Annotated in this window: 17 protein-coding genes; 3 read left to right on the forward strand and 14 right to left on the reverse strand. The window is 46.2% G+C overall.

Annotated elements, in window-relative coordinates:
• Nucleotides 1-7: 7 nt before the first annotated feature.
• From CI959_RS19210 to CI959_RS19255, 10 genes are all read right to left on the reverse strand, one after another.
• Nucleotides 8-1,405 (reverse strand): undecaprenyl-phosphate glucose phosphotransferase, encoded by a 1,398-nt coding sequence (locus CI959_RS19210; protein ID WP_005857699.1) that lies wholly within the window; start codon nt 1,403-1,405, stop codon nt 8-10.
• A gap of 96 nt (nt 1,406-1,501) precedes the next feature.
• Complete coding sequence (locus CI959_RS19215; protein WP_005857701.1) at nt 1,502-2,647, reverse strand: OmpA family protein; 1,146 nt, start codon at nt 2,645-2,647, stop codon at nt 1,502-1,504.
• Nucleotides 2,648-2,754: 107 nt separating this feature from the next.
• On the reverse strand, nt 2,755-3,906 hold the full coding sequence (gene gmd, locus CI959_RS19220) for a GDP-mannose 4,6-dehydratase (protein ID WP_005857703.1): 1,152 nt from the start codon (nt 3,904-3,906) through the stop codon (nt 2,755-2,757).
• Nucleotides 3,907-3,931: 25 nt separating this feature from the next.
• Nucleotides 3,932-5,008: a GDP-L-fucose synthase gene (locus CI959_RS19225; protein ID WP_005857705.1), complete on the reverse strand. Its 1,077-nt coding sequence runs from the start codon at nt 5,006-5,008 to the stop codon at nt 3,932-3,934.
• Between the two features lie 25 nt (nt 5,009-5,033).
• Nucleotides 5,034-5,909, reverse strand: coding sequence for a glucose-1-phosphate thymidylyltransferase RfbA (gene rfbA / locus CI959_RS19230; protein ID WP_008772418.1), 876 nt, complete (start codon nt 5,907-5,909; stop codon nt 5,034-5,036).
• An 88-nt stretch (nt 5,910-5,997) separates the two neighbouring features.
• Nucleotides 5,998-6,522 carry a nucleoside 2-deoxyribosyltransferase domain-containing protein gene (locus CI959_RS19235; RefSeq protein ID WP_008779709.1) on the reverse strand — a complete coding sequence of 175 codons (525 nt, stop codon included), beginning with the start codon at nt 6,520-6,522 and terminating at the stop codon, nt 5,998-6,000.
• Nucleotides 6,523-6,882: 360 nt separating this feature from the next.
• On the reverse strand, nt 6,883-7,584 hold the full coding sequence (pgl, locus tag CI959_RS19240) for a 6-phosphogluconolactonase (RefSeq protein ID WP_008779708.1): 702 nt from the start codon (nt 7,582-7,584) through the stop codon (nt 6,883-6,885).
• A 4-nt stretch (nt 7,585-7,588) separates the two neighbouring features.
• On the reverse strand, nt 7,589-9,055 hold the full coding sequence (gene zwf, locus CI959_RS19245; protein WP_008779707.1) for a glucose-6-phosphate dehydrogenase: 1,467 nt from the start codon (nt 9,053-9,055) through the stop codon (nt 7,589-7,591).
• A gap of 4 nt (nt 9,056-9,059) precedes the next feature.
• The gene (gene gnd, locus CI959_RS19250) at nt 9,060-10,520 is read right to left on the reverse strand and encodes a decarboxylating NADP(+)-dependent phosphogluconate dehydrogenase (RefSeq protein WP_008779706.1); all 1,461 of its coding nucleotides are present in this window, start codon (nt 10,518-10,520) and stop codon (nt 9,060-9,062) included.
• 10 nt (nt 10,521-10,530) lie between these two features.
• Complete coding sequence (locus CI959_RS19255) at nt 10,531-11,910, reverse strand: FAD-dependent oxidoreductase (protein WP_036631485.1); 1,380 nt, start codon at nt 11,908-11,910, stop codon at nt 10,531-10,533.
• 205 nt (nt 11,911-12,115) lie between these two features.
• Between CI959_RS19255 and CI959_RS19260 the strand changes: the two genes are divergently transcribed.
• The 3 genes from CI959_RS19260 to CI959_RS19270 are packed head-to-tail and all read left to right on the forward strand — an operon-like array spanning nt 12,116 to nt 15,925.
• Nucleotides 12,116-13,981, forward strand: coding sequence for an SLC13 family permease (locus CI959_RS19260; RefSeq protein ID WP_005857720.1), 1,866 nt, complete (start codon nt 12,116-12,118; stop codon nt 13,979-13,981).
• A 60-nt stretch (nt 13,982-14,041) separates the two neighbouring features.
• Entirely contained in the window at nt 14,042-14,959 is a 918-nt protein-coding gene (locus CI959_RS19265; RefSeq protein ID WP_057316934.1) for a DUF2156 domain-containing protein, read from the forward strand.
• A 3-nt stretch (nt 14,960-14,962) separates the two neighbouring features.
• The gene (locus CI959_RS19270; RefSeq protein ID WP_005857723.1) at nt 14,963-15,925 is read left to right on the forward strand and encodes a GNAT family N-acetyltransferase; all 963 of its coding nucleotides are present in this window, start codon (nt 14,963-14,965) and stop codon (nt 15,923-15,925) included.
• 64 nt (nt 15,926-15,989) lie between these two features.
• Here CI959_RS19270 and CI959_RS19275 read toward each other — a convergent pair whose 3' ends face one another.
• The 4 genes from CI959_RS19275 to CI959_RS19295 form a co-directional block, all read right to left on the reverse strand.
• Nucleotides 15,990-18,197, reverse strand: a complete 2,208-nt coding sequence (locus CI959_RS19275) for an LruC domain-containing protein (RefSeq protein ID WP_157395951.1) — start codon at nt 18,195-18,197, stop codon at nt 15,990-15,992.
• An 897-nt stretch (nt 18,198-19,094) separates the two neighbouring features.
• Nucleotides 19,095-20,414, reverse strand: a complete 1,320-nt coding sequence (locus tag CI959_RS19285; RefSeq protein WP_057316932.1) for a sigma-54 dependent transcriptional regulator — start codon at nt 20,412-20,414, stop codon at nt 19,095-19,097.
• Between the two features lie 50 nt (nt 20,415-20,464).
• The gene (locus CI959_RS19290; protein ID WP_008779702.1) at nt 20,465-21,637 is read right to left on the reverse strand and encodes a DUF418 domain-containing protein; all 1,173 of its coding nucleotides are present in this window, start codon (nt 21,635-21,637) and stop codon (nt 20,465-20,467) included.
• 370 nt (nt 21,638-22,007) lie between these two features.
• Complete coding sequence (locus tag CI959_RS19295; protein ID WP_057316931.1) at nt 22,008-24,494, reverse strand: ATP-binding protein; 2,487 nt, start codon at nt 24,492-24,494, stop codon at nt 22,008-22,010.
• Between the last annotated feature and the right edge of the window lie 3 nt (nt 24,495-24,497).

Genomic DNA, 24,497 nt, shown 5'->3' on the forward strand with positions numbered 1-24,497 from the left:
AATCGGATCAATATGCATTCTTCTCTCCCTTGAACATATTCAGTACCGTAACCACAATAATCTTTAAATCAAGGAAGAACGTCCAATTCTCTATATACCACACATCTCTCTTCACACGTCCTTCCATCTGCTCCAGCGTCTTGGTCTCACCTCGGTAACCGGTGACTTGCGCCCACCCCGTTACTCCCGGTTTCACCAAATGCCGCACCATATACTTATCGATCAACGCCGAGTACTGCTCGGTATGCTTCAGCATATGCGGACGAGGGCCTACCACGGACATATCGCCCAGCAAGACGTTCACGAACTGAGGGAACTCATCCAAATTCGTCCGGCGCAAGAAATCGCCGATCCGGGTCTTCCGGGGATCATCCTTGACGGCCTGCAAGGTATCGGCCTGCGCGTTCACCTTCATCGTACGAAATTTAAAACATTCGAAGTCATGCCCATACAATCCCGTACGTTTCTGCTTAAACAAAATCGGGCCGGGTGAGCTTAACTTGATCATTATACCGACCACGATGTACAGGATCGGATAAATCGTGAGCAAAATCACCAAAGAGAAAAATATATCGAACGTTCGTTTCAAGAACCGGTTATAGGCGGATTGCAAAGGCTCCCGGCGGACCGTCAGCAATGGGATCGATTCCATCACCTCCATCACCATACTCTTCTTTACATCCCGGTAAAACTCGGGCACGATATAGAAGCGCACCATCTTCTTCTCAGCGAAATTCAGAAGCCGTACGATCTTTCCGTTGTTCGTACCCGGCAAGGTACAATAAATCTCATCGATATCATGCTCCAGCACATACGCTTCCACCTCACTCGTCTTACCCAAATAATTAGGTAAAACGTCTTTCAACGAGTCATTGTCATCAAAGAACCCCTTTACACTAAACCCATAGCTCAAATCATCTTTCATAACTTGGTAAAGCTCCATACCATTCTTTCCCGCACCCACAATCACCACCTTCTTAAAGTTATAGCCTTTTCGCCTATAAAACTTTAAGGATAAGCGCACAAAAACCCGCCAAAGCGAAAACAAGATGATAGAAACCCCGTAATAGACCAAGAGGAAGGTAGCCAGAATATCCCCTACATTCAAGAAGATCAAGCAAGTAGCGAATAAAAAGATAAGTACGGTAACCAATCCGAACGCCCGTTGCACAATCTTGTCGATAAACACGACCGCCTGATGCAATTGAATCGGGATAAAATATAAAGAGAAGAAATAACAGAAATTCAATAACAAAATAACCTCTCTCAAATTATAGGATATCGCTTCCGTGTATTTCGGGCCAAGCAGATGAAAAACGGCCATAAACAAGAGATTCAATACGATCAAATCTCCTACACCAATCAGCCATTGGATTAAATAACCATGTTTTTTGTTCAATATCATAGCAATTCGATAAATTCTCACAAAAGTAAGTATTTTTCGGCGCAAAAAAAAGGCCGCACTTAGAAGTACGGCCTTTTTAAAGTATTAATTCGTAAATTAATTATTAGCGCTCATAATTACTACACGGTTCCAGCTATTTTCGCCATAAGGTTGTTCGTCCGAACCTCTCCACTCGATAGTGATCTGGCTAGAAGAGATACCGTATTTATCGATAAGTTCCTTAGCGACCGCTCTAGCACGTTTCTCAGAAAGACCCATGTTATAATCAGAAGTACCCGTCTTCTTGTCAGCGTAACCAACTACCTTGATCGGAGCGTTGTTGTTCTTCATGAACTCAGCTGTGTTATAGATATTGATCTGCTGGTTCTTGTCGATCTTAGCGCTGTTGATGCGAAAGTAAACCACATTGTCAACGTAGTTATTTACAACTTCAGTAACTGTCTCTTGGCACTCAGGGCAAGAAACCGGACGTTTGCTCAACTCATCGTTAGCAGCACGCAAAGAGTTGATCTGGCCGTTCAAGTCGTTCAACAAAGCGTAATCCATCGGCTCCAATACCTCGAAGTCTGTCTTACCCAATTTGAATGTCAAACCAGCGCTCAACTGAACGATACCATCTGTCAGGTGATTCATCTCGACACGGTTAAACTGCTCGTTCAACAAAGAACCTTGGATCTCAACGTTCAAATCAACACGTTTGCTCAAACGGAAAGCGGTTAAGATACCAGCGTTCAACGTAGGAGACTCCGTTCTTGGACGATCATAAGACTCTGTAGTCTTGAAACGCTGCGCATAACCAAAACCGACCCAAGGAATCAAGCGGAACACTTTAGATTCTCTGTAAGGAGCCCAGAAGTTAGTAACATCCCACAACAAATCTACGTGAGCGGCTACATATTTATTATGTTGCATAAACTGTGCGCCATCACCTTCAAAACCGTGGATAATACCACCATTTAACTGGGTACGGAATCCTAAATACGGATTAAACCACTTACCAAAAGATACTTGTGGAGCGAAGTTTAAACGATTCTTGAAATCAGCCTCTCCATTTTGGTCTCCTAACAATACGCTGGCTCCACCCGCAATTGAAATAAACCAATTGTCGCGAGCTTTATTCTTCTTGAAATTAGTCTTATAACCAGCCTCATTGCTGAACCCCACCTGCGGTTGATATTCCTGTGCTGCCACAGAGAATACAAAACCTGATAACAAAGCTAAAAGTAAAACCTTAGTCTTCATATTTTCAACATTTTAATTAAACAATCAATTACCTAATATCTTAAAATTGGCACAAATTTAACTCTTTTTGTAATTACAACAAATAAAATCTTCAAATTGTTTCGAACTCACTCGAAATAGTTCAAAATTTTATAGCCCCCCTCTTTCAGATAAGACTCCTTCTTCATTAGTTTTATATCGTTCTTCATCATATCCTCAATTAAAGCCGCTAATGAATACTCCGGTTCCCACCCTAAACGAGTACGTGCCTTCGTAGCGTCACCGATCAGCAACTCTACTTCCGTAGGGCGGAAATACTGCGGATCTACTCCCACAACTTCCTCACCCACACGTTTCTTAAAGTTTTCCAGATAGGCATCACCAACCTTCTTGACGAACAATCCCTCGTCTATCGACTCTATGATAGCGACCTCGTCTATCCCTTCTCCTTTAAAGCGGATTCCCACGCCAATTTCCTCAAAAGCCATACGGATAAAGTCCCGAATCGTGGTAGTAATCCCGGTAGCTATGACATAATCCGAGGGTTCATCTTGTTGCAAAATAGCGTACATGGCACGCACGTAATCTTTTGCGTGTCCCCAATCCCGTTTGGAGGAAAGATTACCCATATAAACCTTTTTTTGCATACCCAAAACGATACGTGAAACCGCCCGGGTTACCTTACGGGTCACGAATGTCTCTCCCCTTAATGGAGACTCATGATTAAACAAGATGCCATTGGAAGCGTGCATATGATAGGCTTCCCTGTAATTCACCGTAATCCAGTAACCGTATAGTTTCGCTACCGCATAAGGGCTTCTCGGATAGAAAGGAGTAGTCTCCCTCTGCGGCACCTCTTGCACCAAGCCATACAACTCGGATGTAGATGCCTGGTAAATACGCGTCTTCGGGATCAAGTTCAGCAAACGGACCGCCTCTAGGATACGCAATACGCCCAAACCATCCGCATTCGCAGTATATTCGGGAGTGTCGAAACTTACTTTTACATGGCTCATGGCGGCCAGATTATAGATCTCGTCCGGTTGAACCTCGCCAATGATACGTGTAAGATTCAAACTATCCGTTAAATCGCCATAATGCAAAATCAAATTACGGTTTTCCACATGCGGATCTTGATACAAATGATCGATACGGTCCGTATTGAACATGGAAGAACGACGCTTGATACCGTGTACCGTATATCCTTTCTTGATCAAGAACTCAGTAAGATAAGCCCCATCCTGTCCCGTAATACCCGTTATTAACGCTACTTTGCCCATTTCTCTAATTTTCAATTTTCAATTCTCATTTTTCAATTCCCAAGTACCATTCATAGAGTCGCTTCACGCCCTCCTCGATCTCGATCGTATGGCGCCAACCCAAGGCATGCAACTTGCTTACATCCGTCAGCTTACGAAGCGTACCGTCCGGCTTGGACGAGTTAAACCTCAACTCGCCCTCGAACCCGATCTCTCGCCGGATCAGTTCGGCGACCTCACGGATCGAAAGCTCGATACCCGTACCTATATTAATATGTGTATTCCGGACCTCGCCCTCCTTCTGGCGGACATCCTCGAAATCCACGTGTTCCATGATATAAACAGAAGCGTCGGCCATCTCCTCGCTCCATAAAAACTCACGAAGCGGCTTGCCGGTTCCCCACAGCTCCACCTCGCCCGGACGGATACCCTGTTTATCCAATACGGAGAGTATCTCCGGCTCGGAGGCCTTCCCAGACACGCCCTCTACCGGACGAATGTCCATATCCTTACGCAAGGCCTCCCAATCTCCTGTATGCAGGCATTTCGCCAGATGGATCTTACGGATCATGGCTGGCAACACATGCGAGGTCTCCAGATTGAAATTATCATTCGGCCCGTAGAGGTTGGTAGGCATCACGGCGATATAGTTCGTACCGTATTGCAGGTTGTAACTCTCGCACATCTTGATACCCGCTATCTTGGCGATCGCGTAAGGCTCGTTGGAATATTCCAAGGGAGATGTCAGCAAGCAATCCTCCGGCATCGGCTGCGGAGCCTCACGGGGATAGATGCAGGTGCTTCCCAAGAATAATAATTTCTTTACATTGTTTTTCCAAGAGGCATGAATGACATTATTCTGGATCATCAAATTATTGTAGATAAAATCGGCACGGTACAGACTGTTCGCCATGATACCGCCGACGTGCGCCGCCGACAAGAACACATAGTCCGGCCGTTCGGCTGCAAAGAACTCGTTCACAGCGGCTTGATCCGTCAGATCCAGTTCCGCATGCGTACGAAGCAGGAAGTTCGTATACCCTTTGCTACGCAAATTATTCAGGATGGCGGAGCCTACCAAGCCCCGGTGACCGGCAACAAATATTTTACTGTCTTTTTCCATCGATATCTCGTATTCTGAACTACTTCTACTTATTAATCAACCTCATCAAATACTGGCCGTACTGATTCTTAATCATCGGCAAAGCCACTTGCTCAAGTCGCTTCTCATCAATCCATCCTTGCTTGAAAGCGATCTCCTCCAGACAAGCCACCTTCAGTCCCTGTCTCTTCTCGATCACCTCCACGAAAGTAGATGCCTCAGACAACGAGTCGTGAGTCCCGGTATCCAACCAAGCGAATCCACGTCCCAATAGCTGCACTTTCAACTCCCCATCCTTCAAGAACCACTGGTTCACGGTAGTGATCTCCAGCTCTCCACGGGCGGATGGCTTGATATTCTTGGCCACGCCCACCACCTTGTTCGGATAGAAATACAATCCTACCACGGCGTAATTCGACTTCGGTTCCTTCGGTTTCTCCTCGATACTGAGGACGTTCCCATCCGCATCGAACTCGGCCACGCCATAGCGTTCCGGATCGTTTACGTAGTAACCGAACACGGTCGCTTTTTGTTCGTTCTCCGCCTTGTCAACGGCCTCTTTTAACATACGGGTAAAGCTCTGTCCGTAAAAGATATTATCGCCAAGTACCAAGCAAACGGAGTCATCGCCGATAAAACGCTCTCCAATGATGAAAGCTTGCGCCAATCCGTCCGGTGAAGGCTGCTCGGCATATTCAAAACGAACGCCATAATCGGAGCCATCGCCCAGTAAACGACGAAAGCCCGGCAAATCCTGAGGGGTCGATATAATAAGAATCTCCCGTATCCCTGCCAGCATGAGCACGGATACCGGATAAAAAATCATCGGCTTATCATAAATAGGTAGAAGTTGCTTGGAAACTCCTTTAGTGATCGGATACAAGCGGGTACCCGATCCACCGGCTAAAACTATACCTTTCATATTCTTTCCATTTTGTTCGACAATACTCGCTTAGGATCGATTCCACACCGTCCCTAAAACTATACAAAGTTAAACAAATAATAATAGATTAGCGCATGGTTTTCAAAAAATCGTCCATATTCTGATACAATGGGACGCCATAGCGCGCACAAGTTAAGCGCACATTATCATAGCGGTAAAAGCCGGGCTCGCAAATCACCCGCAACTTTCCGGAGCGCATAAACAGCCCCATCTCCAATAAAGTTATCGGGGATTTGCTGCTCGCCAGAATGTTCATGATAATCAGATCGGCTTTCTCCAGATGCTCCAGTTCCCAATTCACTTGATGCTCAAAATCGGACATCTCCCCGCTCAACCCTTTATCTCTACGAGGATTGAACAAGAGATACCGTCCCTCCGGAAGCGCCCGGAACCAGTCGCAGGTAGCCTTTTGCCAATCCACGCTTTTCCCCATATCAATCGTGCCGGCCAAAAAGATTTTTTGGTATACAGCTTCATCAAAATCCTTATTTTCAGTATCGGGATACAAGACAATGACCTCAGATTGGGCAAACCCTCCCATCGGCACCAAAAACAAATATAATATACACAGTACAATATTTCTCATATTCATGTCTCAAAGCTTACTTTTCAAGCAACAAACTTCGCAAAAAAACATGAATCCAACAAATACATTCACTTTAAATGAAGGCAACAGTCTTGTATATACTAATAGGATATCACGAGAAGTAGTACTTACTTGGACGGTGAAGTATATCTCCTAGGGTACTTGCAGTATATCTTCTCCAAGGAGAGGAGTATATGTAAACACTCGATTCAAGGCAAAACGTATAGTATCTTATCTCACTACAAATCAAGTCATAGGAACATGATCACAAGATTCCGAAAACATGTACGTGTTTTTCCAAAAAGTCGTACGTGTTTTTTCGAAAACACGTACATGTTTTTTGGAAGGACTCGGCATGTAGCAAAATCATGGGTTCAGCCCATAAATCGTAGCCTGTACGGCATGCGATAAGATATAGGCCGCAGGCGTATCGTTTGAGGGGGAATAGCCTTTGGAGAGCCTCTGGATTACGGGTTCCTTGTTCGTGCCCAGTATCGGGACCAATAAGGGAGCGCCGTTCAAGATAAGCGGTCCCGTCATGGTGATCCGGTATTGGCCGGTAGAAGGTTGCTGGGATACCGCATAGTTACGGCTATCCGACAATAGCTCCATGGTGGTAGGGAAAATGGATGCCGTATGGGAATCCTCACCTACGCCGAGGATGATGCAATCGAACGTAGGCATTTGGTTGAACAACGGCAAGAATTCCTTTACGACCCATGAATAACGCATCGCCTCGGTACCCGGCTCGTTCTCGCCCTTGATCCGGTGAATATGGTCTGCCTGGATACGCAAAGGCGTAAAAAGCAAACGATTCGCATGACCGTAATTACTATCCGGGCTTGTCGGTGGAACGCAACGCTCGTCCACCCAGAAGAAACGGATGTTATTCCAGTCAATCTTATCCTTATACTCATCTACCCAGAGGGAAAACATATGCTTCGCCGTCTCCCCTCCCGAGAGCGCTAGGTTAAACGGAGCGAAGTCTTTCCGGCGAATCATCGCCATCATATCCTCCGTCATCGACCGAAGCGCCTCTTTCATCTCATTATATCTCTTTATTTCCATAAAATTATCTTCTTTGGCAGGCGCAGACTTTCTTTTCCGCACCTAAAATAACAGTTTCCTCCGGTCCGTCCTCGCCCGGCTCATAGAAGAATAAGTTCTTCGAACCCTCCTCTTTCCAATGGAGCAAGATCGGATCGATAAATTTCCAGCTAGCCTCCAAAGCGTCGCTACGAGCATACAGGGTGGAATCGCCCAGCATGGCATCCAGCAACAGACGCTCGTAAGCGTCAGGAAGATAGCTCTTCGAGAGGGAATCGTAGCGGAAGTCCATGCTGACTTGCTTCACCTCGAAACCGGCTCCCGGCATTTTCAGCCCGAACTTCAAGGATATACTCTCGTTCGGTTGGATACGGATGGTCAATTTATTGCAGGAACCTCCCGAACATTGACCGACAAACAGTTGATGGGGCGTAGACTTGAAGTGGATCACTACCTCCGATGACTTCTCCGGCAACTTCTTTCCCGTATAGAAATAGAAGGGCACACCGCTCCAGCGCCAGTTATCGATGAAGAATTTCATCGCCACATACGTCTCGGTATTCGAGTCGGAAGCTACGTTCTTCTCTTCCCGATAACCGATATATTGTCCGCGGACAACCATCTTATCCATATCCAACACCGTATACGGGCGTATGGAGCGGAATACTTTCACGATCTCGTCACGAATCGGTTCCGGCTCGAATATAGAGGGAGATTCCATGGCGATAAACGACATCAATTGCATTAAGTGATTCTGGATCATATCCCGCATCGCCCCGGCTCCATCATAATATTTCCCTCTATTCTCCACCCCCAAAGTCTCAGTAGCGCTGATCTCGATGGAATCGATATAATTATGATTCCACAATGGCTCGAAAATACCGTTTGAGAAACGCAATACCAAGATATTCTGCACGGTCTCTTTCCCCAGATAATGGTCGATACGATAAATCTCCTCCTCATGGAAGATATGTCGTAAATGATCGTTCAACTGGCGGGCAGACTCCAAGCTGGTACCGAACGGCTTCTCTACGATGATCCGCCTGAAACCATCTGGAGACTCGGTCTTGTTCAAACCGCTCTCCAGCAAACATTGCGGGACGATCTCGTACATCACCGGCGGGGTAGCCAAGTAATAGATGATCTTATCCGGCAAGTCATGTTTCTCTTGCAAGAACTCGATGCGCTCACGCAATTTGTAGTATTCATCGGCGTTCGTGGAATCGAAGGCGAGGTAATAGACATTCTCCAAGAAGTCATCGATCAAGCCCTCGTCGTAAGTCTTTCCCTTCTGTGCCTCCAAGATATGCGTATGTTGCTCCGCACGGAACTCCTCATCACCATAAGCGGTACGGGCGGCCCCCAAGATGCAGAAGCGGTCGGGCAGCAAGCCCCGGACATATAACTCGAACAAAGAGGGAAGCAACTTGCGACTGGTAAGATCGCCCGACGCCCCGAATATAACTAATAATTGATTATCTGCTTTCTTCATACCTTTATACGTTATAAGTTCCAGAAACCGTCTTTCCTCCCTCACCCGTCCAGTTGGTATGGAAAAACTTACCACGCTCCCAATCGACCCGCTCATAGGTATGAGCCCCGAAATAATCCCGCTGAGCTTGAATCAGGTTAGCGGCAGAATGTGGGGTAGACAATCCATCGAAATAACTCAACCCCGAGCTCATTGCCGGCAAAGCCACTCCATGCAAGGCACCCTCGGCTACCACTTGCCGCCAAGCCAACAAGGAAGACTCGATCTTTTGAATAAAGAACTCATCGAATAAGAGGTTCTCCAGATTCCGGTTCTTCTCATAAGCCTGCGTAATTTTCTCCAAAAAGACAGAGCGTATGATACATCCCTTCCGCCAGATCTTGGCGATCGTACCGTAATCCAACTGCCAATCATATCGCTTGGAGGCTTGGCACAACAAAGAGAATCCCTGTGCATAGGAAACCAACTTAGCGGCATACAAAGCCTGCTTGATCTCTTTCTCCGAGATCAAGGTCTGCCCCAGCACGCCACTCTTCGGATAAAGCGAGGACGCTTTTTTCCGTTCTTCCTGCATGGAAGAAAGCATACGGGCATAAACAGCCTCGGTAATCAACGTCAGCGGATCATTCTCGTCCATAGCGGCGATAGCGCTCCATTTACCGGTGCCCTTCTGGCCGGCGGCATCCAATATCTTATCTAGCAGATAGCCCTCTCCCGCCTCGTCCTTGAAGCGGAGAATATCGGCCGTAATACCGATCAGGTAGCTATCCAGCTCTCCCGTGTTCCAATCCTCAAAGATACGAGCCAAGGCCTCATTGTCCAGATCCAGACGATTCTTCAATAAGGAATACGCCTCGGAAATCAACTGCATATCTCCATACTCGATACCATTGTGTACCATTTTCACGAAATGGCCGGCTCCACCCGGACCAATCCATTGGCAACAAGGCGTCCCATCCTCCAGCTTGGCGGCGATGCTTTGCAAGACATCCTTCACCAAAGGCCAAGCGGCAGGCGAGCCACCCGGCATCACGGAAGGTCCGTACAAGGCACCGATCTCCCCTCCGGAGATTCCGGTACCTACGAAGTACATCCCATGCGCCTCCATCTCCTTCACCCGTCGTTCCGTATCATGGAAGTCCGAGTTGCCACCATCGATAATCACGTCACCGGGTGATAAGTAAGGAATCAATTGAGCCATCAGCTCATCCACCGGGGCACCCGCTTTTACCATCAGCATGATCTTGCGAGGACGCTCGATAGACTCGACAAATTCCTGTATCGTATGGGTTCCTATAAAATTCTTTCCTTTTCCACGACCGCTCATGAAGCGGTCTACCACGCCTTCCTCTCCCGGCGCTGTACGATTATAAACGGATACAGTGAACCCCTTGCTTTCCATGTTCAACGCAAGGTTTTCTCCCATCACGGCCAAGCCGATTAATCCAATATTTGATGTTTTCATATTTATGTTTTTATTTTATTAATCCAAATAGATCATTTAAAGCCTCACTCATCGACGGATGGGTGAATATCGAATCCCGGAGGAACGTGTAATCTTGCCCGAGACGCATCGCCAAGCTAACCGTATTTATGACTTCGCTGGACTCGGCGCAGAATAAGGTACATCCTAGGATCTTCCCGGTATCCGCATCTACCACGGCTTTCAGTAAGCCATCCGTCTGCTCGATGGTACGGGTACGAGGCATGGCGGCGGCGGGCAGGCTGGCCACCTTTATATTTTTCTCCATCTTACGGGCTTGCGTCTCGTTCAACCCGACATGGGCCAACGGAGGATCGATGAATACGGAATAAGCCACTGCTTCCCGATCGTCCAAGCTCCGGAAACCATTACCAAACAGCTCCTCCCGGATAATACGGTAATCATCCAAAGATAGGTAGGTGAATTGCAATCCACCATGTACATCCCCGATCGCCCAGATATTAGGGATATTGGTACGCAACTTACTATCCACCTCGATAGCGCCACGATTAGTCGTCTGTATTCCGGCGGCTTGCAGATTTAGGCTTTCCGTATTCGGTTTACGGCCGGTAGCCAAAAGCACCGCCTCGGCATCCAGCCGCAAGGTATCTCCCGAGATAGCGTTACGGCAGATCACCGTAGCCCGCTCGGCATCCTGCTCGATCGTCTGCACGACCGTATTCAAATGAATGGTGATCCCTTTTTTCTCTAGCGTAGACTTCACCGAATCGGCGATGTCCCGGTCCTCACGAGGGATAAACACCTCCCCTGCCTCCAAGATCGTTACCTTCGATCCAAAACCGGCGAACATGGAAGCGAATTCCAGCCCGATATATCCGCCTCCGACAATAACCAGATGCCGTGGCAGTTTCTCCAGTTCCATAATGGAAGTACTTGTATATACGTAAGGATTATCCTCGATACCGCTTATCGTAGGAATAATCGTCGTGGCTCCGGTATTGATGAATATCTTCTCGCCTTCCAGCAAGAAAGAGTCCGTATCCGTTTTCACGACAATCTCATAAGGGGAACGAAAAGAAGCCTCTCCGGTATAGACCGTTACGGTCTCCCGATCATCCAGATTCTTGAAATTCTTCTCACGAAGCAAAGAGGTCAGTTTCTCCTTGGCGAGGATAGCCTGTTTAAACTCCTCCGCATATTGCTCGAAGGTAGAAGGTCTGCGATACCCTGTCACTTGAGCGTAATGTACAAGCGCTTTCGTCGGTATACAGCCGATATTGATACAAGTACCTCCGTACATACCCGTCGAACGCTCCACCACAGCTACATTCCATCCATGGTTGGCCAAATCCGCCGCCAAGGTTTTTCCACCTTTCCCAAAACCAATAATAATCGCGTCGTACTTTTTCATCTCTGATTTATCTTCTTTTCGTTAGACATTAAAATAACATTCGTTTTAACCTAATTGTTGCGAATTTCATATCGCAAAAATAGCTCCAGCCCCTATTTTACAAAATGGCTGTTCAACCTATAAGTTTAGCCATTTTTCCCGAAACAAGAAAATAACGAACAAATACCCCCTATTTTTTGTTCTTTACCTATAATATTTATACCCTATGATCACAACACTTATAATACTGGCCCTATCAGCCGTTTTCTTTGTTAATGGAAAATTACGTTCCGATCTTGTCGCTCTATGCGCCCTCGTCTTATTAATCGTATTCAACATACTTACACCCGAAGAAGCGCTTTCCGGCTTCTCCAATCCTATCGTCATCATGATGGTCGGGTTATTTGTCGTAGGAGGAGCTATCTTTAAAACGGGATTGGCCAAGATGATCAGCAGCAAGATACTCCGTCTAGCGGGAAAAAGCGAATTGAAATTATTCATATTGATCATGATGGTCACCGCTTTTATCGGGGCGTTCGTCAGTAATACGGGTACCGTGGCCCTCATGCTTCCGATCGTAGTGAGCATGGCGGCAAGCGCCAATATCAGTCCCGGGAGGTTCTTGATGCCCTTGGCTTTCGCTAGTAGCATGGGCGGAATGGCCACGCTGATCGGTACGCCTCCGAACCTCGTGGTAGATGAGGTGCTATCCAACGCCGGATTCACGGATCTATCGTTTTTCTCGTTTACGCCTATCGGGGTTATTTGTGTGCTTATCGGCTTGGTCGTCTTGATTCCCCTAAGCAAATTCTTCTTGGTAAAAAAGGAGGATGGCAAAGACACGAAGACTACAACCGGGCACTCCCCAAAAGAGTTAGCCAAGAAATACCAATTATCGGATAATCTATATCGGATACAGATCAGGCCCGGTTCCCGGATCGGAGGGAAAAAATTGCAAGAATTAAATATTACGCAGGCTTATAATCTCTCCATTCTGGAGATACGCCGGCAGTCGTCCTCTCAAGGACGTTTCCTTAAAACCGTAGACCAGTCCTTAGCCGGCCCACATACGGAATTACAGGAGAACGATATCCTCTATGTGTTCGGCCCGTTCGAGAAAGTAAACCAATTCGCCAAAGAACAGAATCTGGAGCTTACGGATACCCACGTATCCGAATATGTTGAAGGGGCGGAGGTTGAAAAGCTGAGCGTTCGGGAGATCGGTATCGCCGAGGTCTTATTAATGCCCGACTCGAAATTGATAAATAAGGCGGTAAAGGACTCTGGTTTCAGGGATAAATATTCCGTGAATATCTTAGGCATCCAACGGAAAGGGGAATATATACTGAATGATATAAAAGATATAAAGATGCATGCCGGCGATATCCTTCTAATACAAGGCACATGGGACAGTATCGCTCGCATGAGCCAAAAGCAATCGCAATGGGTGGTATTGGGCCAGCCCTTAGAAGAGGCCTCTAAAGTCACTCTGGATTATAAAGCCCCTGTCGCCGCCTTGATCATGGTCTTAATGATTGCCGCCATGGTATTCGACTTCATCCCGATTCCTCCGGTAGCGGCGGTAATCATAGCGGGAATATTGATGGTATTAACCGGATGTTTCCGTAACGTGGAAGAGGCTTATAAAACGATTAATTGGGAAAGCGTAGTCTTGATCGCCGCCATGTTACCCATGTCGCTAGCCTTAGAGAAGACAGGCGCCTCCAATCTTATCTCGGAGAAATTGGTGAGCGGACTAGGCGATTACGGACCGCTCGTCTTGATGGCCGGAATTTATTTCACCACCTCGCTACTGACCATGTTTATCAGCAACACGGCCACGGCGGTACTGGTAGCCCCTATTGCCCTTCAATCCGCCATAGCCATCAACGTTAGCCCTTATCCGTTCCTGCTGGCGGTGACGGTAGGTGCCAGCATGTGCTTCGCCTCCCCCTTCTCTACGCCACCCAACGCACTCGTTATGTCCGCCGGAAAATATACATTTATGGACTATGTAAAGGTGGGGTTGCCTTTACAAATCGTGATGGGAATCGTTATGGTATTTATATTACCTTTATTATTCCCATTCTAAACATTCGCACACGCATTTTAGTTTTATATTTGCAGTTTGTAAAACAGTACAAGAAAATTTATGGATATACCGTTTAAACCGATTAGGTTAGAAGACAAAGAGATCATAACCTCATTTACATTTCCCAGCGATTATCGCAATTGTGATTTCTCATTCGCGAACATGTGCAGTTGGCGTTTCTTATATGACAGTGAATTCGCTATCGTGGATGGCTATTTATTAATCCGTTTCATGATCGAGGACAAGAGCCGTTTCGCCTATATGATGCCTGTCGGGGATGGAGATTTAGCGGGTGCCGTTCGTTTGCTGGAAGAGGATTCCTTAAAATATAGACATCCGCTCTGTATGCTGGGTATCACCCCCGACGCCAAGGAGCAACTGGAAGGCGCACTTCCCGGAAGCTTTTTTTATATCCCAGAACGGGATTATTTCGATTACATTTATTTACGGGAGGATTTAGCGACCTTACGGGGTAAGAAATACCAATCCAAACGTAATCATATCAATAATTTCAAGAAACAATATTCGTACGAGTATGTCCCTATCACGCCGGATATCGTCCCCCAATGCCTAAAACTGGAATGTAAATGGTATAAGGCGAACAATGGAGATAATGACGAGGAAGAGCTTAATGACGAACGTCGCTCCCTTACCTATGCCTTGCATCATTTTGACAGCCTAGGCCTGATCGGTGGCGCTCTCCGGGTGGATAACGAGATTATCGCTTTCTCTTTCGGGGCCCCCATCAACCATAATACATTCGGAGTACACGTGGAAAAAGCGGACGTGAATTTTGACGGAGCATATACGGTGATCAACCAAGAGTTCGCCTCTCACCTTCCGGAACAGTATACTTACGTGAACCGGGAGGAGGATCTCGGCATACCGGGGTTGCGCCAAGCGAAGCTTTCTTATCAGCCTACCATACTATTAGAGAAGAGTGCCGCAATAAAAAAGCAACTTACGCAAACTAAATAAATTATGGACAAGAAACAACAAATCGTAAACTTATGGCGTACCTGCTTCGGGGATTCCGAGGCATTTATCAGCCTTTATTTTGATCGTGTTTACAAGGACGAGAACGCAATGACCATCGAGAAGGACGGTAAAATAGTTTCTGCCTTGCAGATAGTTCCTCATACGATGACTTATTTGGGTACCGAGATCTCGGTAGGCTATATCTCTGGGGCGTGCACGACTCCGGAAGAAAGAGGGCAAGGGCTTATGCGACAACTCTTGCAAGAGACATTCGAGGAAATGGAACGGCGTGAGATCGCTATCTCCGCCTTAATCCCTGCCGATCCTTGGTTATTCGACTATTATAGGGAACAGGGTTATACCGAGGCATTCGATTATTCCGTAGAGACATATATCCGCCCGAATACGCCGGTTCAACTCCCGAAGATAACGGTTATCCAACCGGAGGTACCGACAACCGACGAATTGTTCGCTTATTTCAACCGCAAATTACGTGAACGCCCTTCCTGTATCTTGCACTCGCAGGATGATTTCATCACGATACTTCGTGATCTGCAATTAGATAACGGGGGGATGTACACGGCCTTGGACGAGAACGAGAAGGTGGTTGGCATGGCTTTCGCACTGCCTCTTGAGGCGGGTACAGCGCCGTCCGACAAAAAGCTTTTTATCAAGGAACTTCTTTACGACTCGGAAGAGATCAAGGAATTACTATTGCAAGAGCTTACCCTGCAAAATAACATATCGCAAGCGACGGTCAATACCCCTCCCACCCCTCCGGGTACCTTACCTATGGGTATGGCCCGCATCATCGACACGAAACGCATGATCCACCTCTGGCTATCCAAACAACACGAAAGCCCTGTCTCCAAAAAAGATTTGGAACAAATGGATAACCAAACGCTAACACGACAGTTGATGGGTTATCAGGGGAGGATGGCTTATATGAGTTTGATGCTGGATTAATGCCAATAAAATAAAAAGGGATGTGCCTCTGCGACACATCCCCATTATAATATGCATTATCTCTTTATTCTGTTTTATTTATTAATAAATCGTATTTTATTACATTTTCATCTACATAATTTAAATACCAACCCGGCGTATTATCACCTTTAATCCAACTCCCGAAACCTTCATAAGCATCATCGATACGAATCGTCTCTTTAGGATAAGTAGCGAAATCTTGTGAAGGTATACTTAAAGCCCACATCAAACCAGTTTCATTCGACACATAGTCTACCGTACTATTATCACTAGAAGCGGCTTTATCCGTACCTTTATAACCCGCTATATGAACTTCATTTCTACGATCAGAATCAAAGCCATTGGTAACAATAAAGAGATTAAAATTATTAACGTTTATGACTCCATCTATTGGTGTATTAAAATTAATTGTTACCTCATTCTCTACGGGGGTCATTGTTACTTTATAAGTATTAATGGGTGTTCTTTCCGAGCTACCTAATAGAGAATGGGCATCTGAAAACAGCTGAATCACAGCATTCGTCTGTCCTTGCTCAGCGTCAGAAACCGCCGATGCAGAAATACCATCCAATTGGAAACCAACCCCAATTTGCTTTGTAGCGCCAGTGGCATATAGCGTATAGATGATTTTAGCAGACTCCGTCTTGTCCCCGATCTTTTTATTATTTATCTGGATACCTATTACCAAATCATTCATATCATAATCGCCGGTAGCGGGCCAATTATCCTCAAATAAATAAGTATAAGGTAAAGTCTCAACTTCTTCATACGACGGATCTTGATCTCCATCTCCTTCTCCCGGATTATGGTTACCTGAGTTTCCATTACAATCATCGTCATCTATTTCCACAAATCCTTGTCCTTCAGAAAACGCCACACTCGATTCTGACACATAGACAGGGTTCCATCGGTCTGTGTTCGCAGAATGCTTTTCGCATTCTACATTGATTTTCTTCTGATAACTCAAAACCTTATAGCCACTAATATCTACATTCTCCACCTTAAACAGAGCATAATCCGTATCGCTTCCGCGTATCACACTTGCTTGACCGGTAAACGAAGCTTTCTTGCCCTCCCACATAGATTTAGTATCCATAAATAAGGTTAATCCCTTTGCATCAAGATGTTTAACATCCATATAGGCGGCCGGAGCCAGATTAATAACTCCATTAGATATCACATCAAATTTCTCTGATTCAAATTTACAAAAGTTGTCTATGGCTCCATTTGTCATAGAAACATGTTTAGCATCAAATTCATGCTTATTCACAATATGGTTTCCATCATTTTGCATATTAAGCTCCTCAACCTCGAAATCACCTGTATTGTAAATCGAGGCATTTGAATCAGATGATATAGATTTAGCATAAAAATCACCCTCATTTACAATAGAAGTAGCATTTGTTAAATAGATTGACAACTGATTTTTATTATCATCATCACCAAATTCTCCTCCTTTTTGGACTGCGATCCTAGAAGTTCCAATAACACTTATTCTAGAATTCCCTTTAGCCGTTTCAACTTTGCCTCCATCTAAAATATAAACAGAAGTTCCTGTCTCAAATTGCAAATCATTATTAACGATTTGCCAAATTCCTTCTATATAAATACGAATATCACCTTCACTGGGTAAAACAATCTCACCATTAAGGATACTACCTTTTGGAATTAAATAGGTCTTACCTTTCTCCAAAGTAATTTTCTTCTGACCAGAAATTTTCATACAATCAGAGCCATAAGAATAATTAACTTCTGGGATATCTGTATTGTCACTCCGTAATTGAGAACTTATGCTTTTTGTCTTAGTTCCAAGCCCGCCTATATTACAAATCATATCCCCTTCAATAACATCAAACGCATAAACAGCCGCCCTCTTAAAAGGATCCGTAACGCGAATATATATGACAGGCATCGCATCTGGAATATTAAGGCTTATGCAATATGGCAATTTACTATTCGTTTTTTGCCCTGAACCTGAAATCAATTTCGCATTCTCTCCAATAATCGGATTACCAATAAAAGCTTCAACCGTATAATAAAATTCACCATTATACTCATCCTTAACATTCACTGTCAATGTTTTTGATTTACCAATAGAGAAAGAACCATCCGCAGGAACTTCGGGCTTTGGCACTGGATCGGGATCCGGATCCGGTTTCGGCTCATACACATCCGTCGTACAAGCAACCATCAGCACCGCAAACAGGAACAGTGCCATGAAATTTACTTTCGTAAAAATACATCTCTTCATATGCTTAATCATTAAATATTTCCCCTATAACATCATTAAAAAAAGAAGTTGTATATTTTAATCAACTTATTGAGTATTATCAACAGCAAAGGTAGATTTTATTATAATGCGAAGTTCTTAAACGCACAAATATTATCACATCAATTAACTATAATTAATAATACTCCAAAGAAAAAACCTTTGATAAATAGACAATATTTATTCCATGTCATGTTAAAAAAGAATAATAAAAGACTATTCACCCTACTCCAACCATTCAATCAGCTTATCAGCCAAAGTTACTGTTCCCGGCAAAGGTGGTTGGTGCCGATGTGGAGAAAGCCCCTAGCGATTTTCTCTTGGCAATAACATACCATCTGGCAATTTGACAAAATGAAAACTAAAGTCTCGGAGAATCGATTTTTTCGGGCAAAGGTACGGCTCGTTTCTAAATACGAGAAGAAAAAGCAGCATTTGTCTCGTTGACAGATGAATACAGAAAAACAGCCTCTCGCTCCAGCGAAATTAATTCATCGTATCTCATATTTTGAGGCAAGAAAAGGGTAAAAGCAGTGTTACGATAGGGTTATAGCACGGTAAGAATGCCCATTCATGAGTACTCATAACCCTATGCGTGACCGCTCATAATGCCTAACGCAAGTATCGGCATTGGGCAATACGACCTATCGCAACAGGTTTCGCCACCTATCGTGTACAAAATCGGCCCCTTTTTCAAGAAAAAGCGTGTTTATTGCCACACCTATCTCATTATCTTGTCACTTTCGCACGAAGGGTATGTCAACATATTCGTATAATATGAAGCAAATAGTCAGAATAAGCTTCTATTTCGCAACAGACCCATCATACAAGCCAGAGGCTCCCAATAGGCCTTAAGCACTCACATAAAACACGGAATTTTCAATCCAACTGATAAATCTTCAGCTTATTGTAAAGCGTCTTCCGGTCGATGCCCAATAACTGGGCCGCGCGGGTCTTATTGTTGCCGCACTCTTGGAGGGCCTTACGGATAAGGTCACGTTCATGCTCCACGTTTTTAAGCTGGATGTTGGTGTGCGACGGGAGGTTCTCCGTCAGTTCCTCCGGGAGTTCCTTGCGGGTGATGTAGCGGCCGGTCGCCAATAAGGTGGCGTACTTGATGACGTTCTTCATCTGCCGCAGGTTACCCGGCCAGGAATAGGATTGGAACAATTGCATGGTATCGTTGTCGAAACCGATGATATCTTTCTGGAGCTCGCTATTCGCCAGATCGAGAAAATGATTGGCGAACAAGAGCAAATCCTCTTTTCGCTCTTTCAAGTCCGGGATACGGATCGTGAACTCATTGATACGATGGTACAGGTCCTCACGGAAATCTCCTTTCTCGATCGCCTGCCGCAAGTTCTCGTTCGTAGCAGATATCAGACGTACGTTGATGGCGATCTCCTGATTGCTCCCGATCGGCTTCACCTTGCGCTCCTGCAGGGCACGCAATAGCTGGACCTGCACCTCATACGTCAGGTTCCCGATCTCATCCAAAAATATCGTACCGCCTTGGGCCGCCACGAACGCCCCGGTCTTGTTCTCGATCGCCCCCGTAAAAGAACCTTTCACGTGGCCGAAGAACTCGGAAGCCGCCAATTCCTTGGGGATAGCGCCGCAATCCACGGCGACAAACGGAGCCTTGCTACGATTACTTTGCTCGTGAATCCGACGGGCGATATACTCCTTACCGGTACCACTAGCGCCGGTCACCAATACCGACATATCCGTCGGGGCCACCAAACGCACATGCTCATAAAGCTGGCGGGCCGCTTGGCTCTGCCCCTCGATATAAAGATCCGGGGCCGAGGGAACCGGAGCTCTCGCCGGAGCCTTCTCCTCCACGCGCACGAGTTCCTTGATCTTACCCAGCAACTCATCCGGATTCAACGGCTTGGCAATATAATCCGCCGCTCCCAGCTTCATCGCCTGAACCGCCGTTTGTATCTCCGCATAACTGGTCATCATGATAAGGGGTAAGGAAGGATGAGTGCTTTTCAGCCATTTCAATAAGTCGATCCCGTCACTATCCGGCAGGCGTAAATCCGATATAACCAAATCGAACACTTCCTCCCCCAGCCTCCGTTTAGCATCGGAAACAGAGGACGAGGATCTTACGACAAACCCTTTCTTACCCAGCCATGTGGTAAGCATCAAGGAAAAAGTTATATCATCTTCAACGATTAGAATCGACAACATACCCACTCAGATTATTTATAGTAACCACAAAGGTAAATAAATAAAACGAATCAAGAAAACATCCACGTAGCTTTACGCCATACTCCCTCGAAAGGACCTTGTTTATGATGGGCCAGCCACCAGTGGCAAAAACCTAGCTGGAGAATGAAAAGAAGGATTCCTACGGCGAAGCTGGCGGTCGTTCCCAGATCGTCATACAGGGATAAACCGTATCCGAAATAGATAAAAGAGCCTACCATCGATTGCGTGAGGTAATTCGTCAAGCTCATTTTCCCGTAAGGCACAAGCCCGTGAAGCACCTTATGCGGCGCCTTCCACTGCCACAAAAAGATAAAGGAGGATACCAATACGCACATGAACGAGAAATTACGCAAGGAAGACACGATCGTACTCATCGGGCGAAGCTCTTCGGTACGCTCCAGCAAACCGGGTAGGGAAAGGGACAGATAATAGAGGGGAATGAAACAAACTACCCCGATAACAAAGGTCCTTGTCCAAAACGTCCGATGCTTCTCCGGATCGACAAACAATCCCTTGCGCCCCAACAACATGCCCAGCATAAAGAGAGCCGATGTCTGGAAGAAACGTCCATAGCTCCAAGCCCAGAGAAGGCTATACAGCTGCCCGTCCCACAGATTAGACTTGACCATTTCCCAAAAGCTAGCACCTTCCATATACGGATAGATCCGCATACAGTGCACCAGCCATTGTTCCTTGGATGCCACATATTCCGGATGCATCAAGGCATACATGAATTTACCCCATTCCATGGGCTGTAGCATCAAAAACACGGCGATCGCCAATACCATCTTATTACTCAACTTGCAAACCGGTATCAACACAATACCCAAGATCGAATAAAGCACCAATATCTCCCCCGGGAAGAACGAGGCGTTGAAGCAACCGATAAAGAATAGGAGCATCAACCGCCAGAAGAAACGAAGCCGGAAGTCCTTCCCTTTCCTCGCTTGGTTATCAAACTGGATGAAAAAACTAAAACCGAACAGCAGGGCGAAAATAGCGTATGCCTTCCCGGAAAAGAGGAAGAACAAGGTATCCCATACCCCTTTATCCAAGGCTTTCATAAAATCGGTAGTAGCCTCCGGAAAATTATACAAGTTAAAATGCTCGATATTATGCAATAGGATAATAGCCATAACAGCAAATCCTCGTAATGCGTCGACCACCTCGATACGAGGTCGGGATTGTAGTGCGTGTTCCATGATATGATTCAGTAGATTTTATTATTTCGTGGCAAAAGTAACGAAACTAAATAGAAAAAGCATCCTCGAAAGGATGCCTTTTTCTTTTGCAGACTTAAATTGAATACTCAGGACTTAATCTTTCGCCATGAATAAATTCATGACTTTTGTTTTTAACGGTTTAAATGTAGAAACGCCCACTTGCGATTTCATTAAATAGATAGCGAATATCGTGCCAAAGCCAGCGAAACGCACGACAATGAATATCTAACTACTTATCCTTTAACAAGTAATAGATAAATTTTGTTTCTATAAAGTGGAATTTTATTTCAAAAGCATGGGGAAAGGCATTCTACGGATGGGTATTTATTCCACACCGGATTCCACAAGATTACCCGATGGCGGACTCCGCATCCTTCACGATAGCAAGCGCTTGCTCGATTACCTCGCCCAGCAGGTGGTACCAGCCGGAATCGGTCAGCTCCTCATCGTTCTTCTCCAAGATCCGCAGGTGTTGTACCAAAGAATTGGCCCCCAGCATCGTGAACAAGGGAATCAACTTATGAGATATCCGGGAGGCTTCCTCCCGGTCTTTTCCCTCTAACGCTTCCCGAAGCAAGTCAATGCTTTTGCGGGTTTCCTCCGAGAAGGTTTTCAGTATAGAGGCTGAGGCCTCCGTATCCTCTCCGGCAAAAGCGGTCAACGAAGAGAAATTCAACTCGCTCTTTGCCTCCAGATGAAGTGTCAGCAACTCATTCAGCAAGGAGATTAATTGGGCGGCGGTAAACGGCTTGTTCAAGAAACCCGTGAAACCAGCCTCCAGATAATGCTCGTGCTCCTTGGCGATACTGGCGGATAGGGCGATCACCGGGATCTTATCCGTTCCGGGGATACCGGACGTACGTATCCGCTCCAGTAAATGATAGCCATCCAGCATCGGCATCTGTATATCGGTAATAATGGCGTTGAATACGGTGTTCCGCAATAGCTCGAGGACGTTATGCGGATTCGTACAACCTACCACCTGCACGTGACTCTGCTTCAAGAGTTCCTCCGTCAAGGCCAGTTGTAGAGGATCGTCATCTACCAGAAGACAATAGACATCTTGCCCCTCAAACAAGGGTAAAGCCTCGGCCTCACCAGCATCCGAAGCCCCCGCCGTTACGTCCGGCAAGGATTGGTTATCCGCCAAGGGAAGAGGTAGCAAGATCGTGAAATCACTGCCTTTCCCCGGGGCACTATCCAAAGCAAGCGTACCGTTCATCAAGGACAGAAGCTTACGGGTGATGGAGAGGCCCAGACCGAAACCTTCCACCTCTTCCGTATCGGCAAGGCGAGTAAACTCCCCGAATATCCGCTCTTGTTCCTCTTTCGGGATGCCCGGACCGGAATCGCTGACGGTAATGGACAGTTGATAATGGACAGCGGACAGTTTCTGTAAGGAGACAAGTAAAACGACTCGCCCCGCTTCCGTGAACTTGATAGCGTTGGATAAGAGGTTTCCTACGACCTGCCGGATACGGATCGGGTCGCCCATATAGACTTGCCCAGTCTCCTCCGGTTTCAGGTTCAAGACAAACCGTAAGCCTTTCGCCTCCGCTATCGGCTGGAAGCTGGTATAGATCTCATCGAACAAGACTGGGACACGGAAGGGAACGCTATGCACCTCCATCTCGCCGGACTCCAACCGCTGGAAATCCAACAGGTCGTTCACCAAGGAAAGGATATGATCCGAGGAACCTTTCATGTTCTCCAGATAATATTGCTGACGCTCGTCTGGATGGCGGCGTAGCAAAAGCTCGATATATCCGATGATGGAAGAGAGCGGAGCCCGTATATCGTGGCTGATCGTCAACATCAGCTTCTCACGGCTTCGCAATAAGCTCTCGGCGACCTGTTTCGCCTTTTCCAGTTGCATACGGTAATATTTACTTCGTGAGATATCCCGTGAGATAAAGAAGAGGAACAGAAAGGCGATTACCACGGAGACGATCGCGATTCCGGCGATCAAATGGGAGGTCTCCCTTAATAGTACCTGCTTCTTATAGACCCTTTCCAGCGACGCCTCCATCTCCTCCTCCTCGATATTACGGAGCATCTGGTTGATCTCCCGGGTAATCACGCTATTGTTATACCGTAAGTTAGAGGCCCTTTCCAACAACTGATCCATCAGTTGTTGCCGTTGCCAAGCCACACTGTCTTGGATGCTTTTCAGCACGCTGACAATCGTATCGGTCGGATTATAAGCGTTCACCAACGTATCGGTGACGATCTCCCGGGTCGTGTTCACCACGATGCTGGTATCTTCCTTGCCGGGAGAGAACACGTCGGCCAAACGCTTGAAGAATCCTCGCTTCTTACGGGGAACTACCACCGTATCTTGCTTGACCTCTACCCGCTCTTGTACCTGCACCTCGTTTACGATTGTATCCCGGACGGCAATTATTTTCTCGATATTCTCCGTATAAAGACGCTCCGTGTTCGCTTCCTGCCAAGTCTCAAGCAAACGACGGGTATTCCATCGCTTACGCTCCAGCAGTATGTCGATCGTATCTATTTTCAGGAGTTGCATGGAGTCCGTCACCAAGGTCCTCAACGAATCCATGTTATTATGGGCCTTATTCAACGTACGATTGAAGTGGCGGAACTCGTTCTGGGGCATGCCTACCAACTGCCCCAACGCCTCGCTTTCATAGAGCAGGGAGAGCGTATTGGTGACCAAGTACACCTTCCGGCGTGCCTGATGATCCGGCTCGTCCTCCTCGGCCACTTTCTCTACTATATTATAAATGTAAGCGACCGAGCAGACAGCAATGGTAATCAGCAAAATATAGCCTAATATCACCTTGCTAGTAATATGTCCGCTTTGCTCTTTCATATA

This window comes from Parabacteroides sp. AT13 (assembly GCF_002272965.1).
GTDB classification, from domain to species: domain Bacteria; phylum Bacteroidota; class Bacteroidia; order Bacteroidales; family Tannerellaceae; genus Parabacteroides; species Parabacteroides distasonis.

Bases quoted from the DNA above. Each gene is read 5' to 3' on its own strand.
- CI959_RS19210 (WP_005857699.1), bottom strand. From the start codon at position 1,405: ATGATATTGAACAAAAAACATGGTTATTTAATCCAATGGCTGATTGGT.
- CI959_RS19215 (WP_005857701.1), bottom strand. From the start codon at position 2,647: ATGAAGACTAAGGTTTTACTTTTAGCTTTGTTATCAGGTTTTGTATTC.
- gmd (WP_005857703.1), bottom strand. From the start codon at position 3,906: ATGGGCAAAGTAGCGTTAATAACGGGTATTACGGGACAGGATGGGGCT.
- CI959_RS19225 (WP_005857705.1), bottom strand. From the start codon at position 5,008: ATGGAAAAAGACAGTAAAATATTTGTTGCCGGTCACCGGGGCTTGGTA.
- rfbA (WP_008772418.1), bottom strand. From the start codon at position 5,909: ATGAAAGGTATAGTTTTAGCCGGTGGATCGGGTACCCGCTTGTATCCG.
- CI959_RS19235 (WP_008779709.1), bottom strand. From the start codon at position 6,522: ATGAATATGAGAAATATTGTACTGTGTATATTATATTTGTTTTTGGTG.
- pgl (WP_008779708.1), bottom strand. From the start codon at position 7,584: ATGGAAATAAAGAGATATAATGAGATGAAAGAGGCGCTTCGGTCGATG.
- zwf (WP_008779707.1), bottom strand. From the start codon at position 9,055: ATGAAGAAAGCAGATAATCAATTATTAGTTATATTCGGGGCGTCGGGC.
- gnd (WP_008779706.1), bottom strand. From the start codon at position 10,520: ATGAAAACATCAAATATTGGATTAATCGGCTTGGCCGTGATGGGAGAA.
- CI959_RS19255 (WP_036631485.1), bottom strand. From the start codon at position 11,910: ATGAAAAAGTACGACGCGATTATTATTGGTTTTGGGAAAGGTGGAAAA.
- CI959_RS19260 (WP_005857720.1), top strand. From the start codon at position 12,116: ATGATCACAACACTTATAATACTGGCCCTATCAGCCGTTTTCTTTGTT.
- CI959_RS19265 (WP_057316934.1), top strand. From the start codon at position 14,042: ATGGATATACCGTTTAAACCGATTAGGTTAGAAGACAAAGAGATCATA.
- CI959_RS19270 (WP_005857723.1), top strand. From the start codon at position 14,963: ATGGACAAGAAACAACAAATCGTAAACTTATGGCGTACCTGCTTCGGG.
- CI959_RS19275 (WP_157395951.1), bottom strand. From the start codon at position 18,197: ATGAAGAGATGTATTTTTACGAAAGTAAATTTCATGGCACTGTTCCTG.
- CI959_RS19285 (WP_057316932.1), bottom strand. From the start codon at position 20,414: ATGTTGTCGATTCTAATCGTTGAAGATGATATAACTTTTTCCTTGATG.
- CI959_RS19290 (WP_008779702.1), bottom strand. From the start codon at position 21,637: ATGGAACACGCACTACAATCCCGACCTCGTATCGAGGTGGTCGACGCA.
- CI959_RS19295 (WP_057316931.1), bottom strand. From the start codon at position 24,494: ATGAAAGAGCAAAGCGGACATATTACTAGCAAGGTGATATTAGGCTAT.